This is a genomic window from Streptomyces armeniacus (assembly GCF_003355155.1).
GTDB classification, from domain to species: Bacteria; Actinomycetota; Actinomycetes; order Streptomycetales; family Streptomycetaceae; genus Streptomyces; species Streptomyces armeniacus.
On sequence record NZ_CP031320.1, the window covers coordinates 973,231 to 997,875 of the forward strand.

The 24,645-nt window shown below is 75.0% G+C and carries 17 protein-coding genes; 7 read left to right on the forward strand and 10 right to left on the reverse strand.

The features are described 5' to 3' along the window. Positions 1–97: 97 nt before the first annotated feature. A complete protein-coding gene (locus DVA86_RS04145; protein ID WP_245996338.1) occupies positions 98–850 on the forward strand; it encodes a L,D-transpeptidase family protein in 753 nt (250 codons plus the stop codon). Between the two features lie 109 nt (positions 851–959). Here the strand turns inward: DVA86_RS04145 and DVA86_RS04150 are convergent, their stop codons facing one another. After that, complete coding sequence (locus DVA86_RS04150) at positions 960–1,346, reverse strand: ArsR/SmtB family transcription factor (RefSeq protein ID WP_208875884.1); 387 nt, start codon at positions 1,344–1,346, stop codon at positions 960–962. A gap of 94 nt (positions 1,347–1,440) precedes the next feature. Between DVA86_RS04150 and DVA86_RS04155 the strand changes: the two genes are divergently transcribed. Both DVA86_RS04155 and DVA86_RS04160 read left to right on the forward strand, forming a co-directional pair. Continuing rightward, on the forward strand, positions 1,441–3,408 hold the full coding sequence (locus DVA86_RS04155) for a heavy metal translocating P-type ATPase (RefSeq protein WP_208875886.1): 1,968 nt from the start codon (positions 1,441–1,443) through the stop codon (positions 3,406–3,408). A gap of 171 nt (positions 3,409–3,579) precedes the next feature. After that, on the forward strand, positions 3,580–4,947 hold the full coding sequence (locus DVA86_RS04160) for an alpha-amylase (RefSeq protein ID WP_208875888.1): 1,368 nt from the start codon (positions 3,580–3,582) through the stop codon (positions 4,945–4,947). Positions 4,948–5,072: 125 nt separating this feature from the next. On the opposite strand, the gene DVA86_RS04165 is transcribed toward DVA86_RS04160, so the two are convergent. Further along, complete coding sequence (locus DVA86_RS04165; protein WP_208875890.1) at positions 5,073–5,588, reverse strand: MarR family winged helix-turn-helix transcriptional regulator; 516 nt, start codon at positions 5,586–5,588, stop codon at positions 5,073–5,075. A 159-nt stretch (positions 5,589–5,747) separates the two neighbouring features. Between DVA86_RS04165 and DVA86_RS04170 the strand changes: the two genes are divergently transcribed. Continuing rightward, positions 5,748–7,577, forward strand: coding sequence for an ABC transporter ATP-binding protein (locus DVA86_RS04170; RefSeq protein WP_208875891.1), 1,830 nt, complete (start codon positions 5,748–5,750; stop codon positions 7,575–7,577). A gap of 141 nt (positions 7,578–7,718) precedes the next feature. Here the strand turns inward: DVA86_RS04170 and DVA86_RS04175 are convergent, their stop codons facing one another. Both DVA86_RS04175 and DVA86_RS04180 read right to left on the reverse strand, forming a co-directional pair. Beyond that, complete coding sequence (locus DVA86_RS04175; RefSeq protein WP_208875892.1) at positions 7,719–8,099, reverse strand: VOC family protein; 381 nt, start codon at positions 8,097–8,099, stop codon at positions 7,719–7,721. 168 nt (positions 8,100–8,267) lie between these two features. After that, a complete protein-coding gene (locus DVA86_RS04180) occupies positions 8,268–9,374 on the reverse strand; it encodes a DUF2332 domain-containing protein (protein WP_208875893.1) in 1,107 nt (368 codons plus the stop codon). A 155-nt stretch (positions 9,375–9,529) separates the two neighbouring features. Here DVA86_RS04180 and DVA86_RS04185 point away from each other — a divergent pair, with 155 nt between their 5' ends. Further along, positions 9,530–10,048: an O-acetyl-ADP-ribose deacetylase gene (locus DVA86_RS04185; protein WP_208875894.1), complete on the forward strand. Its 519-nt coding sequence runs from the start codon at positions 9,530–9,532 to the stop codon at positions 10,046–10,048. Positions 10,049–10,082: 34 nt separating this feature from the next. Here DVA86_RS04185 and DVA86_RS04190 read toward each other — a convergent pair whose 3' ends face one another. The 3 genes from DVA86_RS04190 to DVA86_RS04200 all read right to left on the reverse strand — a co-directional run bounded on the left by DVA86_RS04190 (position 10,083) and on the right by DVA86_RS04200 (position 12,957). Next, the gene (locus DVA86_RS04190) at positions 10,083–10,370 is read right to left on the reverse strand and encodes a YiaA/YiaB family inner membrane protein (RefSeq protein ID WP_208875895.1); all 288 of its coding nucleotides are present in this window, start codon (positions 10,368–10,370) and stop codon (positions 10,083–10,085) included. 51 nt (positions 10,371–10,421) lie between these two features. Continuing rightward, positions 10,422–11,717: an exo-beta-N-acetylmuramidase NamZ family protein gene (locus tag DVA86_RS04195; RefSeq protein ID WP_208875896.1), complete on the reverse strand. Its 1,296-nt coding sequence runs from the start codon at positions 11,715–11,717 to the stop codon at positions 10,422–10,424. A gap of 112 nt (positions 11,718–11,829) precedes the next feature. After that, positions 11,830–12,957: an NAD(P)-binding domain-containing protein gene (locus DVA86_RS04200; RefSeq protein WP_208875897.1), complete on the reverse strand. Its 1,128-nt coding sequence runs from the start codon at positions 12,955–12,957 to the stop codon at positions 11,830–11,832. Between the two features lie 111 nt (positions 12,958–13,068). Between DVA86_RS04200 and DVA86_RS04205 the strand changes: the two genes are divergently transcribed. Then, the gene (locus DVA86_RS04205) at positions 13,069–13,491 is read left to right on the forward strand and encodes a YjbQ family protein (RefSeq protein WP_208875898.1); all 423 of its coding nucleotides are present in this window, start codon (positions 13,069–13,071) and stop codon (positions 13,489–13,491) included. Positions 13,492–13,544: 53 nt separating this feature from the next. On the opposite strand, the gene DVA86_RS04210 is transcribed toward DVA86_RS04205, so the two are convergent. After that, the gene (locus DVA86_RS04210) at positions 13,545–21,401 is read right to left on the reverse strand and encodes a type I polyketide synthase (RefSeq protein WP_208875899.1); all 7,857 of its coding nucleotides are present in this window, start codon (positions 21,399–21,401) and stop codon (positions 13,545–13,547) included. A gap of 190 nt (positions 21,402–21,591) precedes the next feature. On the opposite strand from DVA86_RS04210, the gene DVA86_RS04215 reads away from it, so the two are divergent. Further along, positions 21,592–23,223 (forward strand): bifunctional phosphatase PAP2/diacylglycerol kinase family protein, encoded by a 1,632-nt coding sequence (locus tag DVA86_RS04215; protein ID WP_208875901.1) that lies wholly within the window; start codon positions 21,592–21,594, stop codon positions 23,221–23,223. Here DVA86_RS04215 and DVA86_RS04220 read toward each other — a convergent pair. Next, on the reverse strand, positions 23,202–23,897 hold the full coding sequence (locus DVA86_RS04220; protein WP_208875903.1) for an HAD family hydrolase: 696 nt from the start codon (positions 23,895–23,897) through the stop codon (positions 23,202–23,204). The genes DVA86_RS04215 and DVA86_RS04220 overlap by 22 nt on opposite strands. 81 nt (positions 23,898–23,978) lie before the next feature. Then, positions 23,979–24,644 (reverse strand): GntR family transcriptional regulator, encoded by a 666-nt coding sequence (locus tag DVA86_RS04225; protein ID WP_208875904.1) that lies wholly within the window; start codon positions 24,642–24,644, stop codon positions 23,979–23,981. Between the last annotated feature and the right edge of the window lies 1 nt (position 24,645).

Below are 24,645 nucleotides of genomic sequence, written 5' to 3' on the forward strand. Positions count from 1 at the left end.
GGAGGGGGAGGAGCAAGCTTGTCGAGCCGAAGGGCCGGATATCAACCAGTTTTCGTCCGGCCGCCGTTCCGCCGCGGGGAGTGCGACGATGAAGAGCATGGAGACAAGCGGTGCGGGGCGGGCGCGTGGCAGGACGACGGCGGCACTGGCGGCGACAGCGGTGGCGGTGGCCGCGCTGCTGGCCGGCTGCGGGGGCGATGGCGGCGGGGGTTCGAAGGCCGCAGCGAAGGCCGCGCCGTCCGGGAAGGAGTCCCGGAAGGCCGCCGATCCGACCCGTATCCCGGGCGTCGGCGACCGGCTGCAGTCGAAGATCCCGGACGCGTCGCGGCAGGTCGTCGCGGTGTACGGGAAGGGCAAGGACTCCGCCGACGCCACCGTCGAGCTCTACTCCAAGGAGGACGGACGCTGGTCGCGTGACCAGCGCTGGCCCGCGCACAACGGCAGGAAGGGCTGGACGCCGCAGCACCGCGAGGGAGACAAGCGCAGCCCCGTCGGCGTCTTCACGCTGTCCGACGCGGGCGGCGTGCTGCCCGACCCGGGCGCGAAGCTGCCGTACACGCACACCTCGGCCTTCACCCCGCCCACGTACTGGCCCAAGTCGACCCGGCACGACTTCGACCGGGTCATCGCCATCGACTACAACCGGGTCAAGGGCACGACGCCGCTCGACCCGACGCGGCCCCAGGGCCAGTCGAAGGGCGGCAGCATCTGGCTGCACATGGACCACGGAAGCGGTACGTCCGGCTGCGTCAGCCTGTCCAAGTCCGGCATGGAGCACCTGCTGCGCACGCTCGACCCGGCGCAGCACCCGGTCGTGGTGATGGGGGACAGGGCGACGCTGGCGAAGTGAGCGCGCGAACGGGCTCGTTGGAGCCCGGAAAGTGCTCCGGAGAGGGCTCAAGGTTCACTCGACGGTGTCACCCGCGCCAGGGCGCACCGACCGTACCGGCCGCCGCGTGTCACTCGGCGGTGGTCGCCGCGCGGCGCGCGGCGGGCGCGTCGCGTACGCCGATCCGCAAGTGCTCGACGTGGTAGAGGGCCTGGTCGAGGAGTTCCGCGACGTGGTTGTCGTAGAGCGCGTAGACGATGGAGCGGCCCCGCCGTTCGCCGGTGACGAGCCCGAGGTTCCGCAGCAGCCGTAGCTGGTGGGAGCAGGCGGAGGCCTCCATCTCGACGGCCGTCGCGAGATCACCCACGGCGCACGGGCCCTCCTGGAGGCGGGCGAGGATACGCAGCCGTGAGGGCGTGGCGAGCGCCTGGAGGGTGGCGGCGACGTCGGCGGTGCCGACGGCGTCCAGGCGCTCGCGGGTGGTGACGCTGCTGGCGGTGTCGACTCCGTGACCCATGGGGCCATCATACCGACCACAAATGAAGGCCTGTTCAGATATTCCTGTACGGTGGGGTCCTGCCCGTTCCCCTTCCGCGGAGGGTCATTCCGTCATGCCTTCAGTCCTGGACCAGCGGCCTGCGCCCGTCGCGCCGGACCCGCGCCCCGCGGCGGCGCCGCGCCGTACGCGCGTCCTGGCGCTGCCCGAGGCCCGCTGGGCGCTGGCCGCGCTGGTGCTGTTCCTTGCCGCCTTCCCGCTCGACCTGCTCGGCGCCCCCGCGTGGACCTGGGGGCCGCTGTACGCCGCGACGTACGCCACCGGCGGCTGGGAGCCCGGCCGGGAGGGCCTCAAGGCCCTCAGGTACAAGACGCTGGACGTGGACCTGCTGATGGTGGCCGCCGCCCTCGGAGCCGCCGGCATCGGGCAGTTCCTCGACGGGGCCCTGCTCATCGTCATCTTCGCCACCTCCGGCGCGCTCGAGGCCGTCGCCACCGCCCGTACGGCCGACTCCGTGCGCGGTCTGCTCGACCTGGCCCCCGCGACCGCCACCCGGCTGCTCCCGGACGGCGGCGAAGAGGCCGTCGCCGCGGAGGAGTTGGCCGCCGGCGACACGATCCTGGTGCGTCCCGGGGAGCGGATCGGCGCGGACGGCCGGGTCCTGGCCGGGGAGAGCGAGGTCGACCAGGCGACCATCACCGGCGAGCCGCTGCCCGCGGCCAAGGCGCCGGGGGACGAGGTGTTCGCCGGTACGGTCAACGGCACCGGCGCCCTCCGGGTGCGGGTCGGCCGCGACCCGGGCGACTCCGTGATCGCCCGCATCGTACGGATGGTCGAGGAGGCGTCCCGTACGAAGGCGCCCACGCAGCTGTTCATCGAGAAGATCGAGCAGCGGTACTCGCTGGGCATGGTCGTCGCGACCCTCGCGGTCTTCCTGGTCCCCCTCGCCTTCGGGGACGAGCCGAGGTCCGCGCTGCTGCGCGCGATGACCTTCATGATCGTGGCCTCGCCCTGCGCGGTCGTGCTGGCGACGATGCCGCCGCTGCTGTCGGCCATCGCGAACGCCGGCCGGCACGGCGTCCTCGCCAAGTCCGCCGTCGTGATGGAGCGCCTCGGCCGTGTCGACGCCGTCGCCCTGGACAAGACCGGCACGCTGACCGAGGGCGCCCCGTACGTCACCGACGTACGCCCGCTGCCCGGCCACGGGCTGGACGAGGACGCGCTGCTGGCACTGGCCGCCGCCGCCGAGCACCCCAGCGAACACCCCCTCGCGCGCGCGGTGGTCGACGCGGCCCGCGCCCGCCGCCTCACCCTCGCCGACGCGGCCGGCTTCACCTCCGCACCCGGCCTCGGCGTCTCGGCCACCGTCGCCGGGCACACCGTCCGGGTCGGCTCCCCGGCCCGGCTGCTCGCGCCCGGAGGCGCGCTCGCGGATGGCGGTGTACGGGATGCCGTACGGGAGTTGGAGGACGCCGGCCGTACCGCCGTGGCCGTCCTGCGCGACGGCGCGCCCGTCGGCGTGCTCGGCGTGTCCGACCGGCTGCGGCCCGGTGCCGCCGCGGCCGTCGCGGCGCTGGCCGAACTCACCGGCCGCTCACCCGTGTTGCTCACGGGCGACAACGCACGTGCCGCCGGCCGGCTGGCCGCCGAGGTGGGCATCACCGACGTACGGGCCGGGCTGCTGCCGCAGGACAAGGTGGCGGCGGTCAGGGAGTGGCAGGACGCGGGCCGTACGGTGCTCGCTGTGGGGGACGGCGTCAACGACGCGCCCGCGCTGGCCGCCGCCGACTCCGGCGTGGCGATGGGCCGGGCCGGCTCCGACCTCACGCTGGAGACTGCTGACGCCGTCGTGGTCCGCGACGAACTCGCCGCCCTCCCGGCCGTCGTCCGTCTGTCCCGCAGGGCGCGGCGGCTGGTGGTGCAGAACCTGGTCATCGCGGGCGCGTTCATCACCGTGCTGGTCGCCTGGGACCTCCTGGGTCATCTGCCGCTCCCGCTCGGTGTCGCGGGGCACGAGGGCTCCACCGTCGTCGTCGGACTCAACGGCCTCCGCCTGCTGCGTGACGCGGCCTGGCGGCCGTGAACGAGGCGCTGGTCCACCCGTAAAACTTTGCAGCAAGTGAATGGAAAACCTTGCGCAGCATCTTGACGTGCTCACGGCGCGAAGGCAGGCTCCCCGCATACCCCCACGGTGGCCTGGCGCGTGGCTGCCTTCGGAGGCACCCCCGTGCCCCCACGTCGAAGGAGCCGCAGGATGAGAAAACGTCTGTTCGGTGGAGTGATGGCCGGAGTGCTGGCCACCGGCGGCCTGTACGCCGCCGCCCCGTGGCAGTCCCAGGCCACGCCGCCGGGCGAGAAGACCGTCACCGCCACCCTCTTCGAGACGCCGTTCGCCACGGTGGGCAAGGCGTGCACCGACTCGCTCGGCCCCGCGGGCTACGGCTACGTCGAGGTCTCGCCCGCCACCGAGCACATCGAGGGCGACCAGTGGTGGACCTCGTACCAGCCGGTCAGCTACAAGATCGCCGGCCGGCTCGGCGACGCCGAGGCGTTCAAGAGCATGGTCAGCGCGTGCCACGAGGCCGGCGTGAAGGTGATCGCCGACGCGGTCGTCAACCACATGTCGGCGGGCTCGGGCACCGGCACCGGCGGCACCCAGTACACGAAGTACGACTACCCCGGTCTCTACCAGGACGGCGACTTCCACGGCTGCCGCGAGGACATCGCCGACTACACCAACCGCGAGGAGGTGCAGAACTGCGAACTCGTCGGCCTGGCCGACCTCGACACCGGCAGCGACGCCGTGCAGACGAAGATCGCCGCGTACCTCGACAGCCTGCGCGAGATGGGCGTCGACGGATTCCGGATCGACGCCGCCAAGCACATGTCCGCCGCCGACATGGAGGCCATCAAGGGCAAGATGGCCGACCCCGGCTTCTGGGTCTCCGAGGTCATCTACGGCGGCGGTGAGCCGGTCACGCCGGAGGAGTACACCGGGCTCGGCGACGTCGACGAGTTCCGCTACGGCAGCCACCTCAAGAGCGCGTTCCAGGGCGGCGACCTCGCGGGCCTCCAGAACATCGCGGACGGCAAGCTGGAGAGCGGCAAGGCCCGTACGTTCGTGGACAACTGGGACACCGAGCGGAACGGTTCGACGCTCACGTACAAGGACGGCGAACTCCACACACTCGCCAACGCGTTCATGCTCGCGCACCCGTACGGCTCGCCCAACGTCTTCTCCGGCTACGAGTGGTCGGACAAGGACGCGGGCCCGCCCAGCGGCGGCGACGGCTGGACCAACATGCACGCCCGTCCCGAGATCACCGGCATGGTCGGATTCCGGAACGCCGTAGGTGACGCTGAACTCACCGACTGGTGGGCGGAGGGCAGCGCCCTCGCGTTCAGCCGCGGCGACCGCGGCTTCGTCGCCCTCAACGCGGGCGACGGCGACCTCCAGCAGGCCTTCACCACCTCGCTGCCCGGCGGCACGTACTGCAACGTCGCCAAGGCCGCGCCCGGCGACTGCGCGGGCAACACGGTGACGGTCGGCGACGACGGCAAGGTCGAGGCCACGGTGCCGGCCAAGGGCGCGCTCGCGCTGCACGCGGACGCGAAGGAGTAACGGCGGCGGCGGGCACGCCGCGCGTGACAGGCGGGCTCCGGCCCTCCGCCCGGCACTGCCGGGTGGCGGGCCGGGGCTTCCGCTTGTGCCGCCCTGAGCGTCGGTCGCGCCGGCGTCGGCCGCCCTCAGCGCTGGCCGCGCTCCGCGCCGAGCAGGGCCAGCAGCCCGCTCAGCTCCGTCCGCTGCTCCTGCGAGAGCGGCGCGAGGATCGCCTCCGCCGCCGAACGGCGCGCGCTGCGCAGCTCCTTGAGCACCGCCGTCCCCTCCTCCGTCACCTCCAGCCGCACCACCCGGCGCGACGCGGGGTCGGGGACGCGGCGCACCAGGCGCCGCTCCTCCAATGCGTCCACGAGGGTCGTGACGGCCCGCGGTACGACGCCCAGCCGCTCGGCGACGTCGGCCATACGGGGCGGCCCGTCGCTCCGTGCCACCGTGCGCAGCAGCCGCGACTGCGCGGGCGTGATGCCCACCGGGGCCAGGTTCCGCTTGTGCGCGTGGTGCAGCCGGCGGGTCAGCCACAGCAACTGGTCGGCGAGATCCCCGGCGCTCTCGCCGCCGGCCGGCTCCTCGGCGCGCGGCGCGGAGGCGCGCGCCGGCGCGGGCGACGGGGCAGGCGGGCGCGGGTTCGGGTGCGGGGGCATGGGCCGTAGCGTAGCAGGACGTAAGTCACTATGAGCTTAGGTAACAATGAACTATGCTCGCGTTCGCGGCCCCGCGGCCCGTGCCCGGCCCGCAGACCGTGCCCCTGGCCCGCAGGTTGTGCCCAGGCCGCAGGCCGCCGCCCCTACCCGAGGAGCCCGTTGCGCAGCGACAGTCCCGACTGGACCCCGGCACCGTTCCCCAAGGACCCGGACGCCCCCGGCCCTCCGGAGCAGCCCGCCCGTATCGGCCGCATCCTGCGGCTGTTCCGCCCCTACCGGGCCCGTCTCGCCCTCGTCGGCCTGCTCGTCTGCGCGTCCTCGCTGGTCTCGGTCGCCTCGCCGTTCCTGCTCCGCGAGATCCTCGACGTCGCGATCCCGCAGCAGCGCACCGGGCTGCTCTCGCTGCTCGCGCTCGGCATGATCCTCACCGCCGTCGTCACCAGCGTGTTCAGCGTCCTCCAGACGTTCATCAGCACCACCGTCGGGCAGCGCGTCATGCACGACCTGCGCACCGACGTGTACGCCCAACTGCAGCGCATGCCGCTGGCGTTCTTCACCCGCACCCGCACCGGCGAGGTGCAGTCCCGTATCGCCAACGACATCGGCGGCATGCAGGCCACCGTCACCTCCACCGCCACGTCCCTGGTCTCCAACCTCACCAGCGTCATCGCGACCATCGCCGCCATGCTGGCGCTGGACTGGCGGCTGACCCTCGTGTCGCTGACGCTGCTGCCCTGCTTCGTCTGGATCAGCCGGCGGGTCGGCCGCGAGCGCAAGAAGATCACCACGCAGCGGCAGAAGCAGATGGCGGCCATGTCCGCGCTCGTCATGGAGTCGCTCTCGGTCAGCGGCATCCTGCTCGGCCGCACCATGGGCCGCGCCGACTCCCTCACCCGCGACTTCGCCGACGAGTCGGAGCGCCTCGTGGACCTGGAGGTACGGTCCAGCATGGCCGGGCGCTGGCGGATGGCCACCATCGGCATGGTGATGGCGGCGGTGCCCGCGCTGCTCTACTGGTCCGCGGGTGTGCTGCTGCAGTTCGGCGGCCCCGTCTTCTCCATCGGCACCCTGGTCGCGTTCGTCACGCTGCAGCAGGGGCTGCTGCGCCCTGCGGTCTCGTTGCTGTCGACAGGCGTCGACATGCAGGCGTCGCTGGCGCTGTTCCAGCGCATCTTCGAGTACCTCGACCTGCGTTCGGACATCACCGAGCCGGAGCGTCCCGTACGGATGGCCAGGGCGCGCGGCGAAGTACGGTTCGAGGACGTCACGTTCGCCTACGACCCCGACGTGGCCGCGCCGACCCTGGACCGCATCGACCTGACCGTGCCCGCCGGCAGCAGCCTCGCCGTGGTCGGGCCGACCGGCTCCGGCAAGAGCACGCTCAGCTATCTGGTGCCCCGGCTGTACGACGTCACCGGCGGGCGCGTGACCCTCGACGGGACCGACGTACGCGACCTCGCCTTCGAGTCGCTGTCACGCGCCGTCGGAGTGGTCTCCCAGGAGACGTACCTCTTCCACGCCTCCGTCGCCGACAACCTCCGCTTCGCGAAGCCCGACGCCACCGACGGCGAACTGCGCGCCGCCGCGCGGGCCGCCCAGATCCACGACCACATAGCCGGTCTCCCGGACGGCTACGACACCCTCGTCGGCGAGCGCGGCTACCGCTTCTCCGGCGGCGAGAAGCAGCGCCTCGCCCTCGCCCGTACGATCCTCCGCGACCCGCCCGTGCTCATCCTGGACGAGGCGACCAGCGCGCTCGACACCCGTACCGAACGGGCCGTGCAGGACGCGATCGACGCGCTCGCAGCAGACCGCACCACGCTGACCATCGCGCACCGCCTGTCCACCGTGCGGGACGCGGACCAGATCGTCGTCCTCGACGGCGGCCGCATCGTGGAGCGCGGCACCCACGGCGAACTCCTCGCGCTGGACGGCCGTTACGCCGCCCTCGTCCGCCGGGACGCACACAGCGCCGTGTCGCAGACGTAGGCGGCTCCCGCGTACAGTCAGCCGCCGTACGGTGCGCGATTGGCGTCCGTACGGTGCTCGTACGGCGCGCTCGTACGGTCCTCGCTCGGCGTCCGTACGGTCCTCGATCGGCACCCGTACGGTGCTCGCGGACGGTCCGGCTCAGCGGGCCGACGGCAGCGGCGGTGGCGGCGGAGGGAAGACGCAGAACTCGTTGCCCTCCGGGTCGGCGAGCACGTCCCACTCGATACGTGCCGCGTGCCGCCGCACCATCGTGGCGCCCAGCTCGAGGAGTTCGGCGCTGTAGCCGTACACGTCGAGGTGCATGCGGTTCTTGGTCGTCTTCGGCTCCCGTACCGGGTTGATCCAGATGAGCGGGCCGTGCCCGGTCGGATCGTAGATCGGCACGGGCCACTCCGGCGGCCGTTCGCCCTGTCCCGCGGGCGGCTCACGGCGCAGATAGCCGAGTGCGGCGCACCACCAGTCGGCGAGCGCCTGATGATCGATGGCGTCCAGGGCCAGTCCCTTGAAGCGTGCGGGCATGTGCGGAGCCTACTGCGCGACGGCCTCCGCGGGCGGCGTTGACGTATCCGCGCCCCGCACCGGCGCGGCGCGCCGCCGTGTTGTCCCGATGGTGAACGGTGCGGATCTTGTCCACGCCGCAGAGGACGGCGAAGCCCATGTCATGCGGCAGTTCGCCGGGACCGCGAGTCAGTCCAGCCCGTACGCAGGCATCCCGTGCGGGACTGCCCCCGCGAGCAGCCGTGCCGGGCCGGTGCCGGTCCGTACGGAGAGCCTGCACGGCCGGTCGTCGCCCTCGTTGCCCACGCGCTCCGGTTCGAACGTGACGTACGCGAATCCCGCGTCCGGGCCGCTCGCCCGTGCGAGCCGGTCGAGTTCGGCGGCGGCACGCGCCCACTCCTCCTTCGGCACGTACTGCCGCATGATCGAGTGCCACACGACGGTGACGGTGCCCGGCTCCGGTGCGACGCCGGCGAGGAACTCGGCGACGCCGGCGCGTTCGACGCGTGCCGGGACCTTGGCGGCGAGCCGTATCGCGCCCTCCAGCCGGGCGGCCCGCGCGGCCTGGTCGGGCCACACGTACGCGCGCAGCGCCAGGGCGCCGTCCGCCGACAGGGGGTCTACGGGGGAGAGGTCGCAGCCGGCGCGTTCGGTGACCGTCAGCTCCGGGTGGTGGGTGGCCGCGTCCGTGAGCCACGCGGGTACGGGACCGCGCCACGCGCCCTCGTCGAGGCGTACGGGGGAGTCCTCCGGGCCCCAGGCGAAGCCCGGCGCCGCGTAACGGAACCGGTCCGCGCGGAGGTTGAGCCCCGCGCTGGCGCCCAGCTCGAACAGCCGCACGCGCGGCGCGGGCCGGGACGCCGGAGCGAGCCGGGAGAGGGCGTACAGCGCGCCGGGCAGCAGCACGTTCGCGCGCCCCGCCTCGTTCGTCTGCGGCGGCCGGGTCATCCAGTCGCGGATCCAGTCCGGGGACCCGCCGACGGTGTCGCGGAACGCCGCCCAGAGCGCATCCGTACGGTGCTGCCCGAGCGCACCGGCCGCCGCCTCCGCGTAGTGCTCCGCCAGCTCCGGTGCCCGCCCGGTGAGGACCAGCGCGTGGACGCCGCCGAGGAGGCGCAGCGCGATCGCGTCCGGGCCCGGCGCGTCTTCGTACTCCGCGAGCGCCTCCGCGCACACGCCGCCCGCCCGCACGTCGTCCGCGACGCACGGCAGCAGCGTCGCGTACAGCGGCGAGCCCAGCTCGGCGCAGGACGCCGCCTGCCACTCGATCATCCGGGCGATGCGTTCGCGGGACATGGGCCCTCCTCGGGTGCGGCCGCTGCCGCGCGTACGGCGGTCGCGCATGCGTGCGGCACGTGCTCGTACGGTGTGCGGGAGCACCGCCGTACACGCTGGCCGTCGCCTGCCGCGCTGGCCTGAAGCCCAGTATGCGCCGTGGCACGATGGGCCCCATGACGGACCTCACCCTCGTACACGGTGACATCACCGAACAGGACGTGGACGCGGTGGTGAACGCCGCCAACTCGTCGCTGCTGGGCGGCGGCGGTGTCGACGGCGCGATCCACCGCAGGGGCGGCCCCGACATCCTCGCCGAGTGCCGCCGGCTGCGCGCCGGACGCTACGGCGGCGGCCTGCCCACCGGCCACGCCGTGGCCACCGCGGCGGGCCGGCTGCCCGCCCGCTTCGTGATCCACACGGTGGGCCCCGTGTGGGCCGAGGGCGAGGACCGCTCCGCCCTGCTCGCCTCCTGCTACGACGAGTCGCTGCGGGTCGCGGCCGAGCTGGACGCGCGTACGGTCGCCTTCCCCGCGATCTCCACCGGCGTCTACGGCTGGCCGCTCGAGGACGGCGCGCGGATCGCGGTGAGCACCGTACGGGAGGCGGTGGACGCGGCACCCGGACAGTTCGACGAGGTGCGCTTCGTGGTCTTCGACCAGGCCGGGCACGACGCCTTCGCCGCCGTGCTCTGACCGCGCCCGCCTCCCGACGGCCACCGGTTTCCGGCTACTTCTTCAGCTCCAGCGGATCGTGCTCCGTGAGGAGCTTGTCCACCCGCGCCTGGTCCACCCGGTGCGTGAGCTCCTGCACCTCCTGCCGGTCCCGTACGCACTTGGCGAGCGTGAACGAGGAGCTGACCAGGAACAGCACGCCGAGCGCGAGGAAAGCCCGCTCCCACGGCCCCACCGGGAGATACACCACGCCGACGGCCACCGCGAGGAGGGACACACCGAAAGCGATCGCGGCCTGGGCGTAGAACGCCGCCGTCGTCGGCCGCTGAATCTGTGTCGTCATGCGCCCATCGTGGCGGGGCCCCGGCGCGCGGTCATGAGTACGGATACTCACTCAGCCGTAGAGCAGATGGCGGCGCCGCTTCCGCTCGAAGTCCCGTACCTCGCCCGCCCACGCGTCCGCGATGGCGTCAGGCTCGTCGCCCGCGTCGACCATCTTGCGCAGCCGCTGCGAGCCGGAGAGCTTGTCGATCCAGAACGGGCGCTCGGGGTCCCAGGAGTCCTCCCGCCAGGCGAACCCGTCGTAGCGGCGCGCCTCCACCAGCATGGCGACCGCCGTCAGCACCGGGCGGTAGCGGCCCGGGTCGGTCACGAAGATCTGCACGCCCGCGCAGGTCTCGCCCTCGTGCTTGCTGAACGTCGGCACGAAGTAGCCCTCGCGGAACCGGACTCCGGGCAGCCGGCGGGCGTTGAGCCGGTCGCTCAGGTGGTAGTCGAGGTACGGCGCCCCGACGAGCTCGAAGGGGCGGGTCGTGCCGCGGCCCTCGGAGAGGTTCGTGCCCTCGAAGTACCCGGTGCCCGGGTAGACGACGGCGGTGTCCGGCGTCGGCATGTTCGGCGACGGCGGCACCCACGGCAGCCCCTCCACGGCGCCGACGTGGGACGGCCGCCAGCCGCTCAGCTCGATGACCTCCAGCTCCACGCGGCCGCCGTCGCCCTCGTCGGGCAGCAGCTCGCCGTTGAAGTAGCGGGCCAGCTCGCCGACGGTCATCCCGTGCTGCTGGATGATCGGCTTCAGGCCCACCCCCGAGGTGAAGCCGTCCGTCATCATCGGGCCGTCCGCGCGGCGGCCGACCGGGTTGGGCCGGTCGAGCACGACGAACCGGGCGCCGATCGCGCGGGCCGCGACCATCGCGTTGTACATCGTCCAGATGTACGTGTAGAAGCGGACGCCGACGTCCTGGATGTCGAAGACGATGGTGTCCGCGCCCGCCTTCGTGAACAGCGCCTGCATCTTCGCGGCGTCCGCGCCGTACGCGTCGTACACCGTCAGACCCGTACGCGGGTCCTCGAACTCCGGCTCCGACTCGCCGGCCTGCGCGCTGCCCCGGAAGCCGTGCTCCGGCCCGAACACGCCGACGACGTCGAGCTCGTCGCGGGCCGCCATCGAGTCGACGATGTGGCTGGTGTCCCGCAGCACGCCGGTCGGGTTGCTGATCACGCCGATCTTGCGGCCGCGCAGCATCGACCAGCCGCGGGCCGCCGCCAGGTCGGCGCCCGGCGTCACCCCGTGCGTACGGGCCTGCTGCGCGGCGTCCGGGGAGGCGGCGTGCGCCTGGCCGGACGTGAGCAGGGGAGCGGTCAGGGCGGCGGCGGTGCCACCGGTGAGGAGCGAGCGGCGGGTAGGCATGCCGGGAAGCTATCCACCCGCTCCCAGCAGCGACAAGGGGCCACACGCGACAACAAAGGTGTAGAGCAATGGCGGCCGGGTGGCGCCGGGTGGTGCCGGGAGGGTCCGGGCGTTACGCCGCCGCCGTCAGCTCCCGTACGGGCGCCCCGTCCCCGGCGGCCTCCCCGTCCAGCAGCCGCCGGACCTCCCGGGCCGCCGACCGGCCCGCACGGTTGGCGCCGATGGTGCTCGCCGACGGCCCGTACCCGACCAGGTGGACCCGGGGGTCGCGGACCGCGCGGGTGCCGTCCAGCCGGACGCCGCCGCCCGGTTCGCGCAGCCGCAGCGGTACGAGGTGCGCGATGACGGGCCGGAAGCCGGTGGCCCACAGGATGGTGTCGGCTCCTGCGGTACGGCCGTCCGCCCAGACGACGCCCTCGGGTGTGACGCGGTCGAACATCGGCAGCCGCTCCAGCAGCCCGCTGGCGCGGCCCTCGCGCACTGCCTCGGTCAGCGGCAGGCCCGTCACGGACACGACGCTGCGCGGCGGCAGCCCGTCCCGTACCCGCTCCTCGACCATGGCGACGGCGGCCCGGCCCTCGTACTCGCCGAACGGCCCCTCGCGGAACACCGGCGGCCGCCGCGTCACCCACGTCGTGGCCGCCGCCACCCCGCCGATCTCCAGCAGGTGCTGCACGGCCGACGTACCGCCGCCCACCACGACCACCCGCCGCCCGGCGAACACGTCCGAGCCGGGCCCGGGGTACTGCGCGGTGTGCAGCTGCCGCCCGAGGAACGTCTCCTGCCCCGGGACGCGCGGCCAGAACGGGCGGTCCCAGGTGCCCGTCGCACTGATCACGGCGCGCGCCGACCAGGCGCCGGAACGCGTCTCGACGCGCAGCCGCCCCGGACCGTCCTCCGGGGCGTCGCGTACGGCGGTCACGTCGACCGGGCGCTGTACGCGGAGCCCGAAGGCGCTCTCGTACGCGGCGAAGTACTCACCGATCACCTCGGCGGACGGCCGGCCGGGGTCGGCGCCGGTCAGCTCCATGCCGGGCAGCGCGTGCATCCCGTGCACCTTGCCGTACGTCAGCGACGGCCACCGGAACTGCCACGCGCCGCCCGGCCGCGGCGAGTGGTCCAGGACCACGAAGTCGCGGCCGGGCTCGAGACCGTTGCGGCGCAGATGGTAGGCGCTGGACAGGCCCGCCTGCCCGGCGCCGATGACCACTGCCTCCGTCGTGCGCACTCCCTCGTTCATGCCTCTGCCAACCACCGGAGCGGCCCGGAGCTTCCCGGCGGCGCGGACGGCGTGGGCGGTGCCGTCACCGGCCGCCGGTCGCGCGCCCGTACGGCACGGCAGGATGGAACCATGACCGACGCACTTCGGACCCACGTCCTCGACCTCACCACCGGCACGGACGAGACCGTCGCCGACCTGACCCGGGACTGCGCCGCGTTCCTCGAACGGGTCGCAGCCGGGCGCGACGGGCTGCTCAACGTGTTCGTGCCGCACGCCACCGCCGGCGTGGCCGTCCTGGAGACCGGCGCCGGCAGCGACGACGACCTGCTCGCCGCCCTCCGCGACCTGCTGCCCGCCGACGACCGCTGGCGGCACCGGCACGGCAGCCACGGCCACGGCCGCGACCACGTGCTCCCCGCGCTCGTACCCCCGCACGCCACCCTGCCGGTGCTGAACGGGCGGCTGGAGCTGGGCACCTGGCAGTCCGTCTGCCTCGTCGACACCAACCGGGACAACCCGCACCGGCAGGTGCGGCTGAGCTTCCTCGGGTAGCCGCCCTGCCGGGCGCCCCGGTCCCGCACGTCCGTAGCGCCGTGGGGGTGTCGTCAGGGCAGGGCGGTCAGCCAGTCCTGGACGGCGAGCGCTGTCGTGCGGGAGTGGGTCTCCAGCACGGTGAAGTGGTCGCCCGGCACGGTGACTTCTGTGTGCGGCAGGTCCCACGCCGGTGCGGGATCGGCGCCGGGCAGCGGGTCGCGGGCCCGTACGACGAGGGTGGGGGCCGCCGCCCGTACGGGCTCCCAGCCGGCGAACAGGCCGAAGTACCCGGCCATGGCGGTGAGCCGGTCCGGTTCGGCGGGCTCGGACTCCGCCGCCCTGTGCAGCATGTCCGCCGTCATCGGGGAAAGCGTCTCCTCGGTGCCGCCGCTCTCGCCGGGGTAGGTGTCCACGAGTACGACGGCGGCCGGCGGGGAGCCCTCCGCTGCCAGCCGTTCGGCCACGGCCTGCGCCGCCCAGCCGCCCGCCGAACGCCCCAGCAGGACGAACGGCTCGCCGCCCGCACCCGTACGGACGGCCGCGGCCTGAGCCGAGACGAACGCGCCGAGGGTGGCCGGCAGCGCCTCCCCGCGGCGGAATCCGGGATGCCGCAGCGCCGAGACCGGCCGCAAGCCCCGCAGGCCGTGGGCGAGGCGCGTGTACTCCTGCGGGCCCGAGAGCGCGCTGAGCGCCGGGAAGCAGATCAGCCGGTGGCCCGCGCCGCCCGACGCGAGCGTCACGGCCTCGGGCGCCGCACCGGGAGCCTCGTCGAGATCGAACACCGTACGGAAGCGGGACGCGACGGTGAGCAGCGCCATCCCGTCCCACGTCTTCCCCTGCGCGCAGGCCGTACGGAAGAGGGCGGAGAGCGAGTCCGGGGCGCCCTGTTCCTCCGCCGCGCCGGATTGGGCAGGCGCTGCCTCCGGGGCCGGCTCGTGCGCGTACCGCTCCGCCAGGTGGGCGGCCACCGCGCGAGGGGTGGGGAAGTCGAACACCAGCGTGGAGGGCAGCGGCAGATCCGTCGCCGTCTCAAGGCCGTTGCGCAGTTCGACGGCGGCCAGCGAGTCCATGCCCAGGTCCGCCAGGACGTCGTCCGCGCCGATCGCGGACTCGCCCTCGGGATGCCCGAGCACCTCGGCCGCCACCGTCCGCACCTCCGCGAGGAGCAGAGCACCGTGCTCGCCGGGAGGCGCGGCGGCCAGCCGCCCGCTCAGCGCGCCCCGGCCGCCGGCCTCCGCGACGGGCGCCCGCTCCGGTGCGCGGGACCGCCCGTCGTACGGGGCGGCCGCGCCCTGCCCGGCCGCGGCGCCGAGCCGAGCCGCCACCAGGACCGCGTCGTCGCTTCCGACGGCGGCGTCGAACAGCGCGAGGCCCTCGTCCGTGCCGAGCGGCTCGAACCCGGAACGCGTCATCCGCCGCACATCCGTGCCCTTCAGATGTTCCGTCATGCCGCCGCTCTGCCGCCACGGACCCCAGACGACCGACGTACCGGCCAGGCCGTGCTGCCTGCGGTGGCGCGCCAGGGCGTCCAGAACGCAGTTCGCCGCCGCGTAGTTGGCCTGCCCGGCCGAGCCGAACGTGCCGGCCACCGAGGAGAACAGCGCGAACATCGCCAGGTCGCGGCCCTTGGTCAGCTCGTGCAGGGCGAGGGCGGCGTCCGCCTTGGGCCGCAGCACGCGGTCGAGGCGTACGGGGGTGAGCTCCGGGACGATCCCGTCGTCCAGTACGCCCGCGCTGTGCACCACACCCGTCAGCGGATGCGCCGCCGGAATCCCGTCGAGCAGGGCGGCGAGCGCCGTACGGTCGGCGATGTCGCACGCCTCGACGGTCACCCGCGCCCCCGACTCGGCCAGCTCCTCGCACAGTTCGGCGACGCCGGGCGCCGCCGAGCCGCGCCGCCCCGCGAGCAGCAGGTGGCGGACGCCGTATGCGGTGACGAGGTGCCGGGCGATCAGCATGCCCAGCGAGCCGGTTCCCCCGGTGACCAGGACGGTACCCTCGGGAGCCATCCCGCGGGAGCCTCCGCCGGAGCGTGCTCCGGACGCGGGGACCAGCCGCGGCACGTACGCCTCGCCCCGGCGCACGGCCGTCTCCGCCTCCGGAGCGCCCGCCAGGAGCGCGGGCAGCGCGCGTACGGAGTCCTCGTGGCCGTCCGTGTCGACGAGCGTGAAGCGGCCCGGGTTCTCCCGCAGGGCCGAGCGGACCAGCCCCCACACCGGCACCGAACCGATGTCCGTCTCCCCGGAGTCCGGGCCGGCGGCGCCGGAGGTGACGACGGCGAGGCGGGAGCGCGCCAGGCGCGGCTCCGCGAGCCAGTCCTGCACCAGCGCCAGCGCCCAGGCCGCCGTACGGTGCGCTTCGGCCGCTGCGTCCGCCTCGGCGCCTGCGTCGGCAGCTCCCGGGGGCGGGCAGGGGGCGAGCACGACGGACGGCGCGTCAGCGCCCGCCGCCGCCACGTCCGCGTACACCGGGACGCCGGAACCGGGCGGAGCCAGCAGCTCCCGCAGCCGTACGCCCGCGCCGCCCAGCACGCCCCACTCGGGCACCTCCGCGCGCTCGTCCGCCTCCGCGCGCGCGGAGGCGGACGGGGCCGGCAGGTGTACCCAGTCCGTACGGAACAGGCAGTCGCCGCGCGCCACTCCGGCCTCCGGTGCGGCACCCCGGAAGGGCCGCAGGGCCAGCGTGCGGACCGTCGCGACGGGTGCGCCCGCGGGGTCGGTCAGCTCCAGTCCGGCCCGGCCGTCCGCGCCCGCGGACACCCGTACGCGCAGCCGCCGCGCGCCGGCCGCGTGCAGGCGTACGCCGCTGAAGGCGAACGGCAGCGACACCGCGCCGCCGCCCTCCTCCGGCGCCTCCGCCTCCTGCGCCGTCAGACCGGCGAGCGCCACCGTGTGCAGCGCGGCGTCCAGCAGCGCGGGATGCAGGGCGAAACCGGGCGCTTCCCGCCCGGTGGTCTCGGGCAGGGCGACCTCGGCGTACAGGTCGTCCCCGAGCCGCCAGACCGCGTGCAGGCCCCGGAAGGCGGGGCCGTACTCCAGCCCGGCGCGGGCCAGCCGCTCGTAGAGCCCGGCGCCGTCCAGAGGCGCGCCCGCTCCGTCCACGGCCAGCGGCACGGCGCCCGCGGGAGGCCAACTCCCGTCCGCCGCCCGCTTCTCGCCCGGCGGCGCGGGCGGCGCGAGCGTCCCGGTGGCGTGCAGGCGCCACGGCCGCCCGCCCGCCGCGCCGTGCGGGCGCGCGTGGCAGACTACGGCCCGCCGCCCGTCGCCGTCCGCCCCGGCGACCTTCAGCTGTACGTCGACGGCCCCGTCCGCGGCGAGCGGCAGGGGCGCGGTCAGGGTGAGTTCGGCGAGTACGGGCGTCCCCGCCAGGCCGCCGGCGTGCAGGGCCATGTCGACGAACGCGGTCGCGGGCAGCAGCACGCCGCCCGCCACCGCGTGGCCTGCCAGCCACGGCTGCTCGCGCAGCGACAGCAGCCCGCTCAGCAGGAGGCCGTCGTCGTCCGCCGTCGGCGTGGCCGACCGGAGAAAGGGGTGCGCGGAAGCGGAGTCGCCGGAGGGAGGCGGAGGCGTGCCCGGACCGAGCCAGTAGCGGCGGCGCTGGAACGCGTACGTGGGCAGCGCCGTACGCCGCGGCCCGCGCCCCGCGAACACGCCCCGCCAGTCCACGGGCACGCCGCCCGCGTGCAGCGCGGCCACGGTGTCGAGCAGCGCGTCCGGCTCCGGGCACGCGCCGCGCAGCGTCGGTACGACGAGGGGCTCGGCGGCGTCCGACTCCGGCGGCGGCGACGCGAGGCGGTCACGCGCCTGCTCCGTGAGCACCGCGTCCGGGCCCACCTCCACGCAGTGCGTCGCGCCGCGCTCCCGCAGATACGCCATCGTGCCGGCGAAGCGGACCGGGCGGCGTACGTGCTCCACCCAGAAGTCCGGCGAGTACAGCTCCTCGTCGGTGGCGGCACGGTCCGACAGGGCGGACACCAGGGGCAGTCGCGGAGGTGCGTAGGCGAGGCCGTACGCGACCGCCGCGAAGGCGTCCTGCACGTCCGCCGTGCCGCCGTCCGCGGGCAGCTCGTCCACCAGCCGGCCCCGCGCCGCCACCAGGGTGCAGGCGTCCGCGAGGGACAGCACCCCGGCGGCGTGGGCCGCGGCCACCTCGCCGGCGGAGTGGCCCGCCACCAGGCCGGGGCGTACGCCCCAGGACTCGAGCAGCCGGAACAGGGCCGTCTCCAGGGCGAACAGCGCCGGCTGCCCGTACCGCGCCGACCGCAGGAGCGCACCCTCCTGCGCGTCGCCCGCCGCGGACAGCACCTCCCGTAACGGCGTCGGCAGCAGCGGGTCGAGCAGCGCGCAGGTCTCGTCGAACGACCGGCGGAAGGCGGGGTACTGCGCGTGCAGGCCGTACAACTCCTGGCCCGTTCCGGGCCGTTGGCCGCTCTCCCCGGCGAAGAGGAGCACGAGGCGCCCGTTCTGCCGGGGCCCGCCCGTACGCACCTCGGGCCGCTCCCTTCCCTCGGCCACCGCCCGCAGGGAGCCGAGCAGTTCCCGGCGGTCGCGGGCCACGATCACGGCGCGGTGCTCGAAGGCAGTACGGGTCGTGGCCAGCGACCATCCGATGTCCGCCGGCCGTGCGTCCGGATCGGCCGCCACACGGTCGTGCAACCGGCGGGCCTGCGCCCGCAGTCCGGGCGCGCTCCGGGCGGACACCGGGAACGGCACGGGCAGCCCGGCGCCGTCGTCGTCGGGACCGTCGTCGGAACCGGCGGGCGCGTCCTCCTCCGGTGCCTGCTCGAGGATCACGTGCGCGTTCGTGCCGCTGATCCCGAACGACGACACCCCCGCGCGGCGCGGCCGCCCCGTACGGGGCCACTCCACCGCCTTGTCCAGCAGCGACACTGTGCCCGACGACCAGTCGACGCCGGGGTTCGGTTCCTCGGCGTGCAGCGTACGGGGGAGCGTCCCGTGCGCCATCGCCTGCACGGTCTTGATGACGCCGGCCACCCCGGCGGCGGCCTGCGTGTGGCCGATGTTCGACTTGACCGAGCCCAGCCACAGCGGGTGCTCCCGCGCCCCCTGCCCGTACGCCGCGAGGAACGCCTCCGCCTCGATCACGTCGCCCAGCCGCGTCCCCGTGCCGTGCGCCTCGACCGCGTCGATGTCCGCGGGCGCCAGCCCCGCGTCTGCCAGGGCCTGCCCGATCACGCGCCGCTGCGCCGGGCCGTGCGGCGCGGTCAGCCCGTTGCTCGCGCCATCCTGGTTCACGGCGGAGCCCGGCACCGCGGCCAGCACCGGGAGCCCGGCGCGGCGCGCCTCCGACAGGCGGCACAGCAGGAGCATGCCCGCGCCCTCGGCCCACCCCGTGCCGTCGGCGGACGCGCCGAACGCCTTGCAGCGCCCGTCCGGCGCCAGCGCGCGCTGCCTGCTGAACTCGACGAACGACGAAGGGCCCGACATGACCGTGACCCCGCCGGCCAGCGCGTGGGTGCACTCGCCCCTGCGCAGCGCCTGCGCCGCCAGGTGCAGGGCCACCAGGGACGACGAGCACGCCGTGTCGACGGTGAGCGCCGGCCCCTCCAGGCCCAGGGTGTAGGCGATACGGCCGGAGGCGACGCTGCCCGCGTTGCCGGTGCCGACGTACCCCTCGAGGTGGTCCGGGATGGCGCCCCGGTTCGCGTAATCGCTGTACATCACGCCGGCGTACACACCGGTCGGCGAGCCGCGCAGCGTACGGGGGTCCACGCCGGCGCGTTCGACGGCCTCCCACGCCACCTCGAGCAGCAGCCGGTGCTGCGGGTCCATGGCCAGCGCCTCGCGGGGCGAGATCCCGAAGAAGGCCGCGTCGAACCGGTCCGCGCCCGCGACGAAACCGCCCTCGAGCACGTACGTACGGCCGGCCCGCCCCGGATCGGGGTCGTACAGCCCTTCCGTGTCCCAGCCCCGGTCGGCCGGGAACGGACCGATCGCGTCCACCCCGTCCGCCACCAGCCGCCACAGCCGCTCGGGGGAATCCACGCCGCCGGGATAGCGGCAGGCCATCCCCACGATCACCACGGGGTCGCCGTCGTCGCGGTCCGCGCCGCCGCGCACGGGCACCGACCCGTACGGTGCCGCGACTCCGCGCTGCCGCAGATGCGCGGCCAGCGCGGCAGCCGTCGGGAAGTCGAAGACCACGGCCGCGGACAGCGACAGGCCTGTCGCCGCCGACAGCCGCTCGCGCAGCACGGTCGACGTCATCGAGTCCAGGCCCAGGTCCCGCAGCGCCGTGCCGGGCTCCACCTCGTCGGCCGTGCAGCCGAGCACGGCCGCGGCCTCCGCCCGTACGAGCGCCAGCGCGTCCGGCGCCGGGGCGCCCGCGGGCTCCGGCGCCAGCAGCCGGGCGGGCTCGTCCTCCAGCGCGTGCCGCCGGACCTTCCCCGAGGCCGTACGCGGGACGCGCGCCAGCTCGTACAGGTCGGCGGGCACCTTGAACGCCGAGAGGCGCGTACGGCACGCCGCGAGGATCCGCCCCCGGTCGAGTGCCGTGGCCGGCTCGGGTACCAGATAGGCGACCGGCACCTCGCCGAGCGCGGGGTGCGGGCGGCCGGCCACGGCGGCGTCCGCGACGCCGGGCAGCTCCCGCAGCACCGCCTCCACCTCGGCGGGGTGGACGTTCTTGCCGCCGCGGAGGATCAGTTCACCGACCCGGCCGGTGATGACGAGCTCACCGGAGGCGTCGATCCTCGCCAGGTCGCCCGTGCGGAACCAGCCGTCCCGCAGCACCTCGGCGGTCGCCTCGGGCCTGCGGTGGTAACCGGCCATCACCCCCGGCCCGCTGACCCACAACTCGCCTTCGCCCGCGTCCCGTCCGTCGCTGCCGCCGCCCACGCGCACGCGGGTGCCCGGGATGACGGGGCCGCAGGAGCCGGCGGCCGTGCCGTCGCCAAGCGCTGGCATGGTGACCGGACCGGCCTCGGTGCTGCCGTAGTGCTCGTGGAACGGGACACCGCAGGTCTCCTCGAATGCCTGCCGGAACTCGGTGCCCGCCGGCGCGCCCCCGCTGAGACAGGCACGCAGCGCGGGCGTGCCCAGACGCCCGCCCTCCTGCGCGCGGACCGCGTCGAGGAGCTCGGCGTACGTCGTCGGCACCCCGCCGACGAGGGTGAACGGCGCGTCCGTACGGCGCAGTTCGCCGAGCACGTCCGCGACGGAGAAGCGCGGCAGAAAGCGTGCGCTCGCGCCCGTCGCGGCCACCGCGAGCACGGCGGCCACCTGGCTCATGGCGTGGTGCAGGGGCAGCGGCCACAGCAGGCGGTCGTGCCGCGACAGGCCGAGCACGCCGGCGAAGCCCGCGGCGACCGGCGCGAGACGGTTGCGCTGCGTGGAGAGCACGCCCTTGGGGGCGCCGGAGGAACCGGAGGAGTAGAGCAGCCAGGCCACCTCGTCGAGCCCGAGATCGTCGGGCGCGGGCGAGTGCGGACGGGTGCGCGCCAGCTCCTCGTAGCCCAGGAAGCCGTCGGCGGCTTCGCCGCGCCCGGTGTCCTCTTCGCCTGCGGCCACCACGGTCAGTCCGGGGCGCCCCGCCAGCAGCGGCCGCAGCCGCGCCAGCCGTTCGCGGTCGGTGACGAGCACGCGGGCGCCGCTGTCGTCGAGGAACCCGGCCAGCTCGGCGTCCGGACAGCCGGGGTCGAGCGGCACGCCCACCGCGCTCGCCCGCACCACGGCGAGGAGGCTCTCGGCCGCCTCGACCCGGTTGCCGAGCAGGATGGCCACGCGCTCGCCGCGCCCCCCGGCGAGCTCCGCCAGACGGCCGGCCAGCCGTCCCGTCCGCCGTTCCAGCTCCCAGTACGTCAGCCGGGTGCGCCGGTCCTCGAAGGCGACCGCGTCGCCGAAGTGCCGCGCGTGCTCCCGGAGCAGCTCCGGCAGCGGCCTGACGAGATCTGCTTCCCCTGGACTCATCTGATCGTTCCCCCCTCGTATGTGCACGCAGGACAGGACCGCGGCATGCTCCCGTACGGTTGAGCGGCCGGCGCGGGAGTCCGCGCCGGCCGCGGATCAGGTCGCCCGTCCCGGGGCAGTGAGCGGGGCGCGCAGCGGGGTACGCGGCACAGTCCGGAGACCCGGCCGCGCCGGGAGTGAGTGAGGACCGATGAGCACACCGGCCAGCCCTGCTCGCCGCCGCGCCGCCACCCTGCCCGGCGCCGTACGCCGGATCCCGCACGCGCACCGCGTCGGCGCCTGGGACCACGGCACGTTCCACCGCGTGGCCGTACGGCACTGGCCGGGCGGCGAACGCGTCCTGCCCGGTCTGAGCCGGGCCGCGAACCACGGCGTCCTGTGGTACGCCGTTGCCGCCGGGATCGCCGTCGCCGGCACGCCGAAGGCGCGGCGGGCCGCCGTACGCGGTGTCGCATCGCTGGCCGTCGCCTCCGGCGCCGTGAACACCCTCGGCAAGCGGGCGGTACGCCGCGCGCGTCCGCTGGTGGACACCGTGCCGGTGATACGCCGCCTGCACCGGCAGCCGGTGACCACGTCCTTCCCGTCCGGGCACGCGGCCTCGGCGGCGGCGTTCGCGACCGGGGTGGCGCTGGAGTCGCCGCGCTGGGGCGCGGCGGTCGCGCCGGTGGCGGCGGCGGTGGCGTTCTCCCGCGTGTACACGGGCGTGCACTACCCCGGCGACGTACTCGCGGGTGCGGCGATCGGGGTGGGCGCCGCGTTCGCCGTACGCGGCATCGCGCCCACCCGCTCCCAACTGCCCGCCCCGGCCCGGCCGCTGGCGGACGCGCCCGCGCTGCGTGAGGGCGAGGGGCTGGTGCTGGTGGCGAACGTGGCCTCCGGGCAGCGCGTGCCGGAGCACGCCCCCACGGGGCGGGACGCCAGGGGGGAGGACGCTGCGGAAGCGGGCGGGCCCGTCGAGGCGGGTGGCAGCCCTGCCGGGAGCGCTGCCCTGACGGCCGTCCGCGCGGCCCTCCCGGAGGCCGAGATCGTCGTCTGCGACCCGGCGTCGGCCCCGCTCCACGAGGCGCTGGAGAAGGCGGCGGCTCGCGCCGCCGCGCTGGGCGGCGCCCTCGGCGTGCTCGGCGGCGACGGGACCGTCAACACGGCCGCCGCGATCGCCGTACGGCACGGGCTGCCGCTCGCGGTCCTGCCCGGCGGCACGCGGAACCACTTCGCGTACGACCTCGGCATCGAGACCGCCGTCGACGCCTGCCGGGCCGTGGCCGCGGGCGATGCCGTCGCCGTCGACGTCGCCCGCTTCACACCCGGCCGCGGCCACGGGCCGGCCGGGTACTTCCTCAACACCTTCAGCCTCGGCTCGTACCCCGAACTCGTGCGCATACGCGAACGCTGGGCGCCCAGGATCGGCGCCTGGCCCGCAGGTGTGGTGGCCGCCGTGCGCGTCCTGCGCACGTCGGGGCCCGTGGAGGCCGGACTGGGCGGACGGCAGCGCCCGCTGTGGCAGCTGTTCGTGGGCAACTGCGCCTACCGCGGCCTCGGCCTGGCGCCCGTACGGAGGCACGACCTGGCCGACGGGCTGCTCGACGTACGGGTGGTGCGCGGCGGGCGGTGGGCCCGTACGCGGCTGTTCACGGCGGCGCTGACGAGCGTCGTGGACCGTTCGCCGGTGCACAGTACGACGCGGCTGCGGCGGCTGCGGATCACCGACATCCCGCCCGGCACGCTGCTCGCGTACGACGGCGAGGTCGCCGAGGCGCCCGCCGAACTGTTCCTCGACAAGCGCCACGAGGCGCTGACCGTCTACCGGCCACTGCCGGGCTGACGGATCCAGCCGTACGCCCGCCGCGCGTCGAACTCCGCCTGTCCGCCCGCGAAGAGCAGCCCCGCCGAGGCGAACGCCGGATCGCCGGCCGACCCGGGCACGTACGGCACCGCGACGCACCGCATCCCGGCGCGCCGCGCGGCCTCCGCGCCGGGCGGCGCGTCCTCCAGCACCACGCAGTCCGCCGGGGCGGCGCCCAGCAGCCGGGCCGCCGCCAGGAACACGTCCGGCGCCGGCTTGCCGCGCTCCACCTCCTCCGCCGAGACGCGGACCGTCAGCAGCGGGTCGAGGTCGGTGGCGCCCAGCACCGTGTCGATGGCCGTACGCGAGGACCCCGAGGCGACCGCCATCGGGTGCCCGGCCGCGCGCAGCTGCTCCACGAGCTTCCGCATCTGCGGGAACACCTCGGTGGCGGACCGCGCCAGCTCCAGATACGCGGCGTTCTTCTCCGCCAGCAGCTCCTCCACCGTGGCCCCGATCCCGTACCGCTCGCGGAGCGTCGTCACGGTCTCCCGCGTGCCGATGCCGATGAAGCTCGCGTGCTCCTCCCAGGTGAAGCCCGGTACGCCGTGTGCGGCGAGGACGCGGCGGCCCGCCTCGAAGTAGTGCGGCTCGCTGTCGACCAGCGTGCCGTCCAGATCGAAGATCACCGGGGCGGGAGGAGAGTCGTTCATGGTTCCAGCTTGCCAAGCCGCGGCGCGCCGTACGGCACCGGGCCTCCCGCTGCCGTACGGCAGCAGCCCGTCAGCCGCTGCTCACTCCGTGTCCAGGACCTCCCGGAGCGCGGCCACCGCGTGCGCCCGGTGCTCGTCGAGCCACCGCACGGCCGTCTCGGCATCGCCCGCGCGCAGCGCCTCGATGACCGCGTGGTGCTCCCGTACGACGCGCTCGCGGTTCGGCTCCTCGGCGTAGTACAGCGAGCGGTAGGCGTCCGTGGCGTCCCAGAGGGTGCCGATCAGCCGGATCAGCCGGGGCATCCGCGACTCCTCGACGAGGGCGAAGTGGAACCGCCGGTTCGCCGCCGCCATGTCCGCCACGTCCCCGGCCGCACCGGCCCGTTCCACCTCGCGCTGCGCCTCTTCGAGCCGTGCGAGCAGCTCGGGCCCGAGCCGCGCGGCGGCCTGCCGTACGGCCTCCGCCTCCAGCAGCTCCCGGATGCGGTAGACCTCCTCCAGGTCCGCGAGGGACAGCTCGGTGACCGAGTACCCGCGGTGCGCGCGGTGCACGACGAGGCCCTCGCCCTCGAGGATCTTCAGCGCCTCGCGCAGCGGCACCCGGCTCACGTCGAGGTCCGCGGCGAGCGCGTCCTGCCGGATCGGCTCGCCGGGCCGCAGTTCGCCGCTGGTGATGGCGCGCCGTAGCTCCCCGAGGACGAACTGCTGGGCGGTCGGCGGGCGCCGCCGCTGCACCGGGCTGCTCATG

Coding starts and splice junctions, on each gene's coding strand:
- DVA86_RS04145 (WP_245996338.1), top strand. CDS start 98: ATGGAGACAAGCGGTGCGGGGCGGGCGCGTGGCAGGACGACGGCGGCA.
- DVA86_RS04150 (WP_208875884.1), bottom strand. CDS start 1,346: ATGGGTCACGGAGTCGACACCGCCAGCAGCGTCACCACCCGCGAGCGC.
- DVA86_RS04155 (WP_208875886.1), top strand. CDS start 1,441: ATGCCTTCAGTCCTGGACCAGCGGCCTGCGCCCGTCGCGCCGGACCCG.
- DVA86_RS04160 (WP_208875888.1), top strand. CDS start 3,580: ATGAGAAAACGTCTGTTCGGTGGAGTGATGGCCGGAGTGCTGGCCACC.
- DVA86_RS04165 (WP_208875890.1), bottom strand. CDS start 5,588: ATGCCCCCGCACCCGAACCCGCGCCCGCCTGCCCCGTCGCCCGCGCCG.
- DVA86_RS04175 (WP_208875892.1), bottom strand. CDS start 8,099: ATGCCCGCACGCTTCAAGGGACTGGCCCTGGACGCCATCGATCATCAG.
- DVA86_RS04180 (WP_208875893.1), bottom strand. CDS start 9,374: ATGTCCCGCGAACGCATCGCCCGGATGATCGAGTGGCAGGCGGCGTCC.
- DVA86_RS04185 (WP_208875894.1), top strand. CDS start 9,530: ATGACGGACCTCACCCTCGTACACGGTGACATCACCGAACAGGACGTG.
- DVA86_RS04190 (WP_208875895.1), bottom strand. CDS start 10,370: ATGACGACACAGATTCAGCGGCCGACGACGGCGGCGTTCTACGCCCAG.
- DVA86_RS04195 (WP_208875896.1), bottom strand. CDS start 11,717: ATGCCTACCCGCCGCTCGCTCCTCACCGGTGGCACCGCCGCCGCCCTG.
- DVA86_RS04200 (WP_208875897.1), bottom strand. CDS start 12,957: ATGAACGAGGGAGTGCGCACGACGGAGGCAGTGGTCATCGGCGCCGGG.
- DVA86_RS04205 (WP_208875898.1), top strand. CDS start 13,069: ATGACCGACGCACTTCGGACCCACGTCCTCGACCTCACCACCGGCACG.
- DVA86_RS04210 (WP_208875899.1), bottom strand. CDS start 21,401: ATGAGTCCAGGGGAAGCAGATCTCGTCAGGCCGCTGCCGGAGCTGCTC.
- DVA86_RS04215 (WP_208875901.1), top strand. CDS start 21,592: ATGAGCACACCGGCCAGCCCTGCTCGCCGCCGCGCCGCCACCCTGCCC.
- DVA86_RS04220 (WP_208875903.1), bottom strand. CDS start 23,897: ATGAACGACTCTCCTCCCGCCCCGGTGATCTTCGATCTGGACGGCACG.
- DVA86_RS04225 (WP_208875904.1), bottom strand. CDS start 24,644: ATGAGCAGCCCGGTGCAGCGGCGGCGCCCGCCGACCGCCCAGCAGTTC.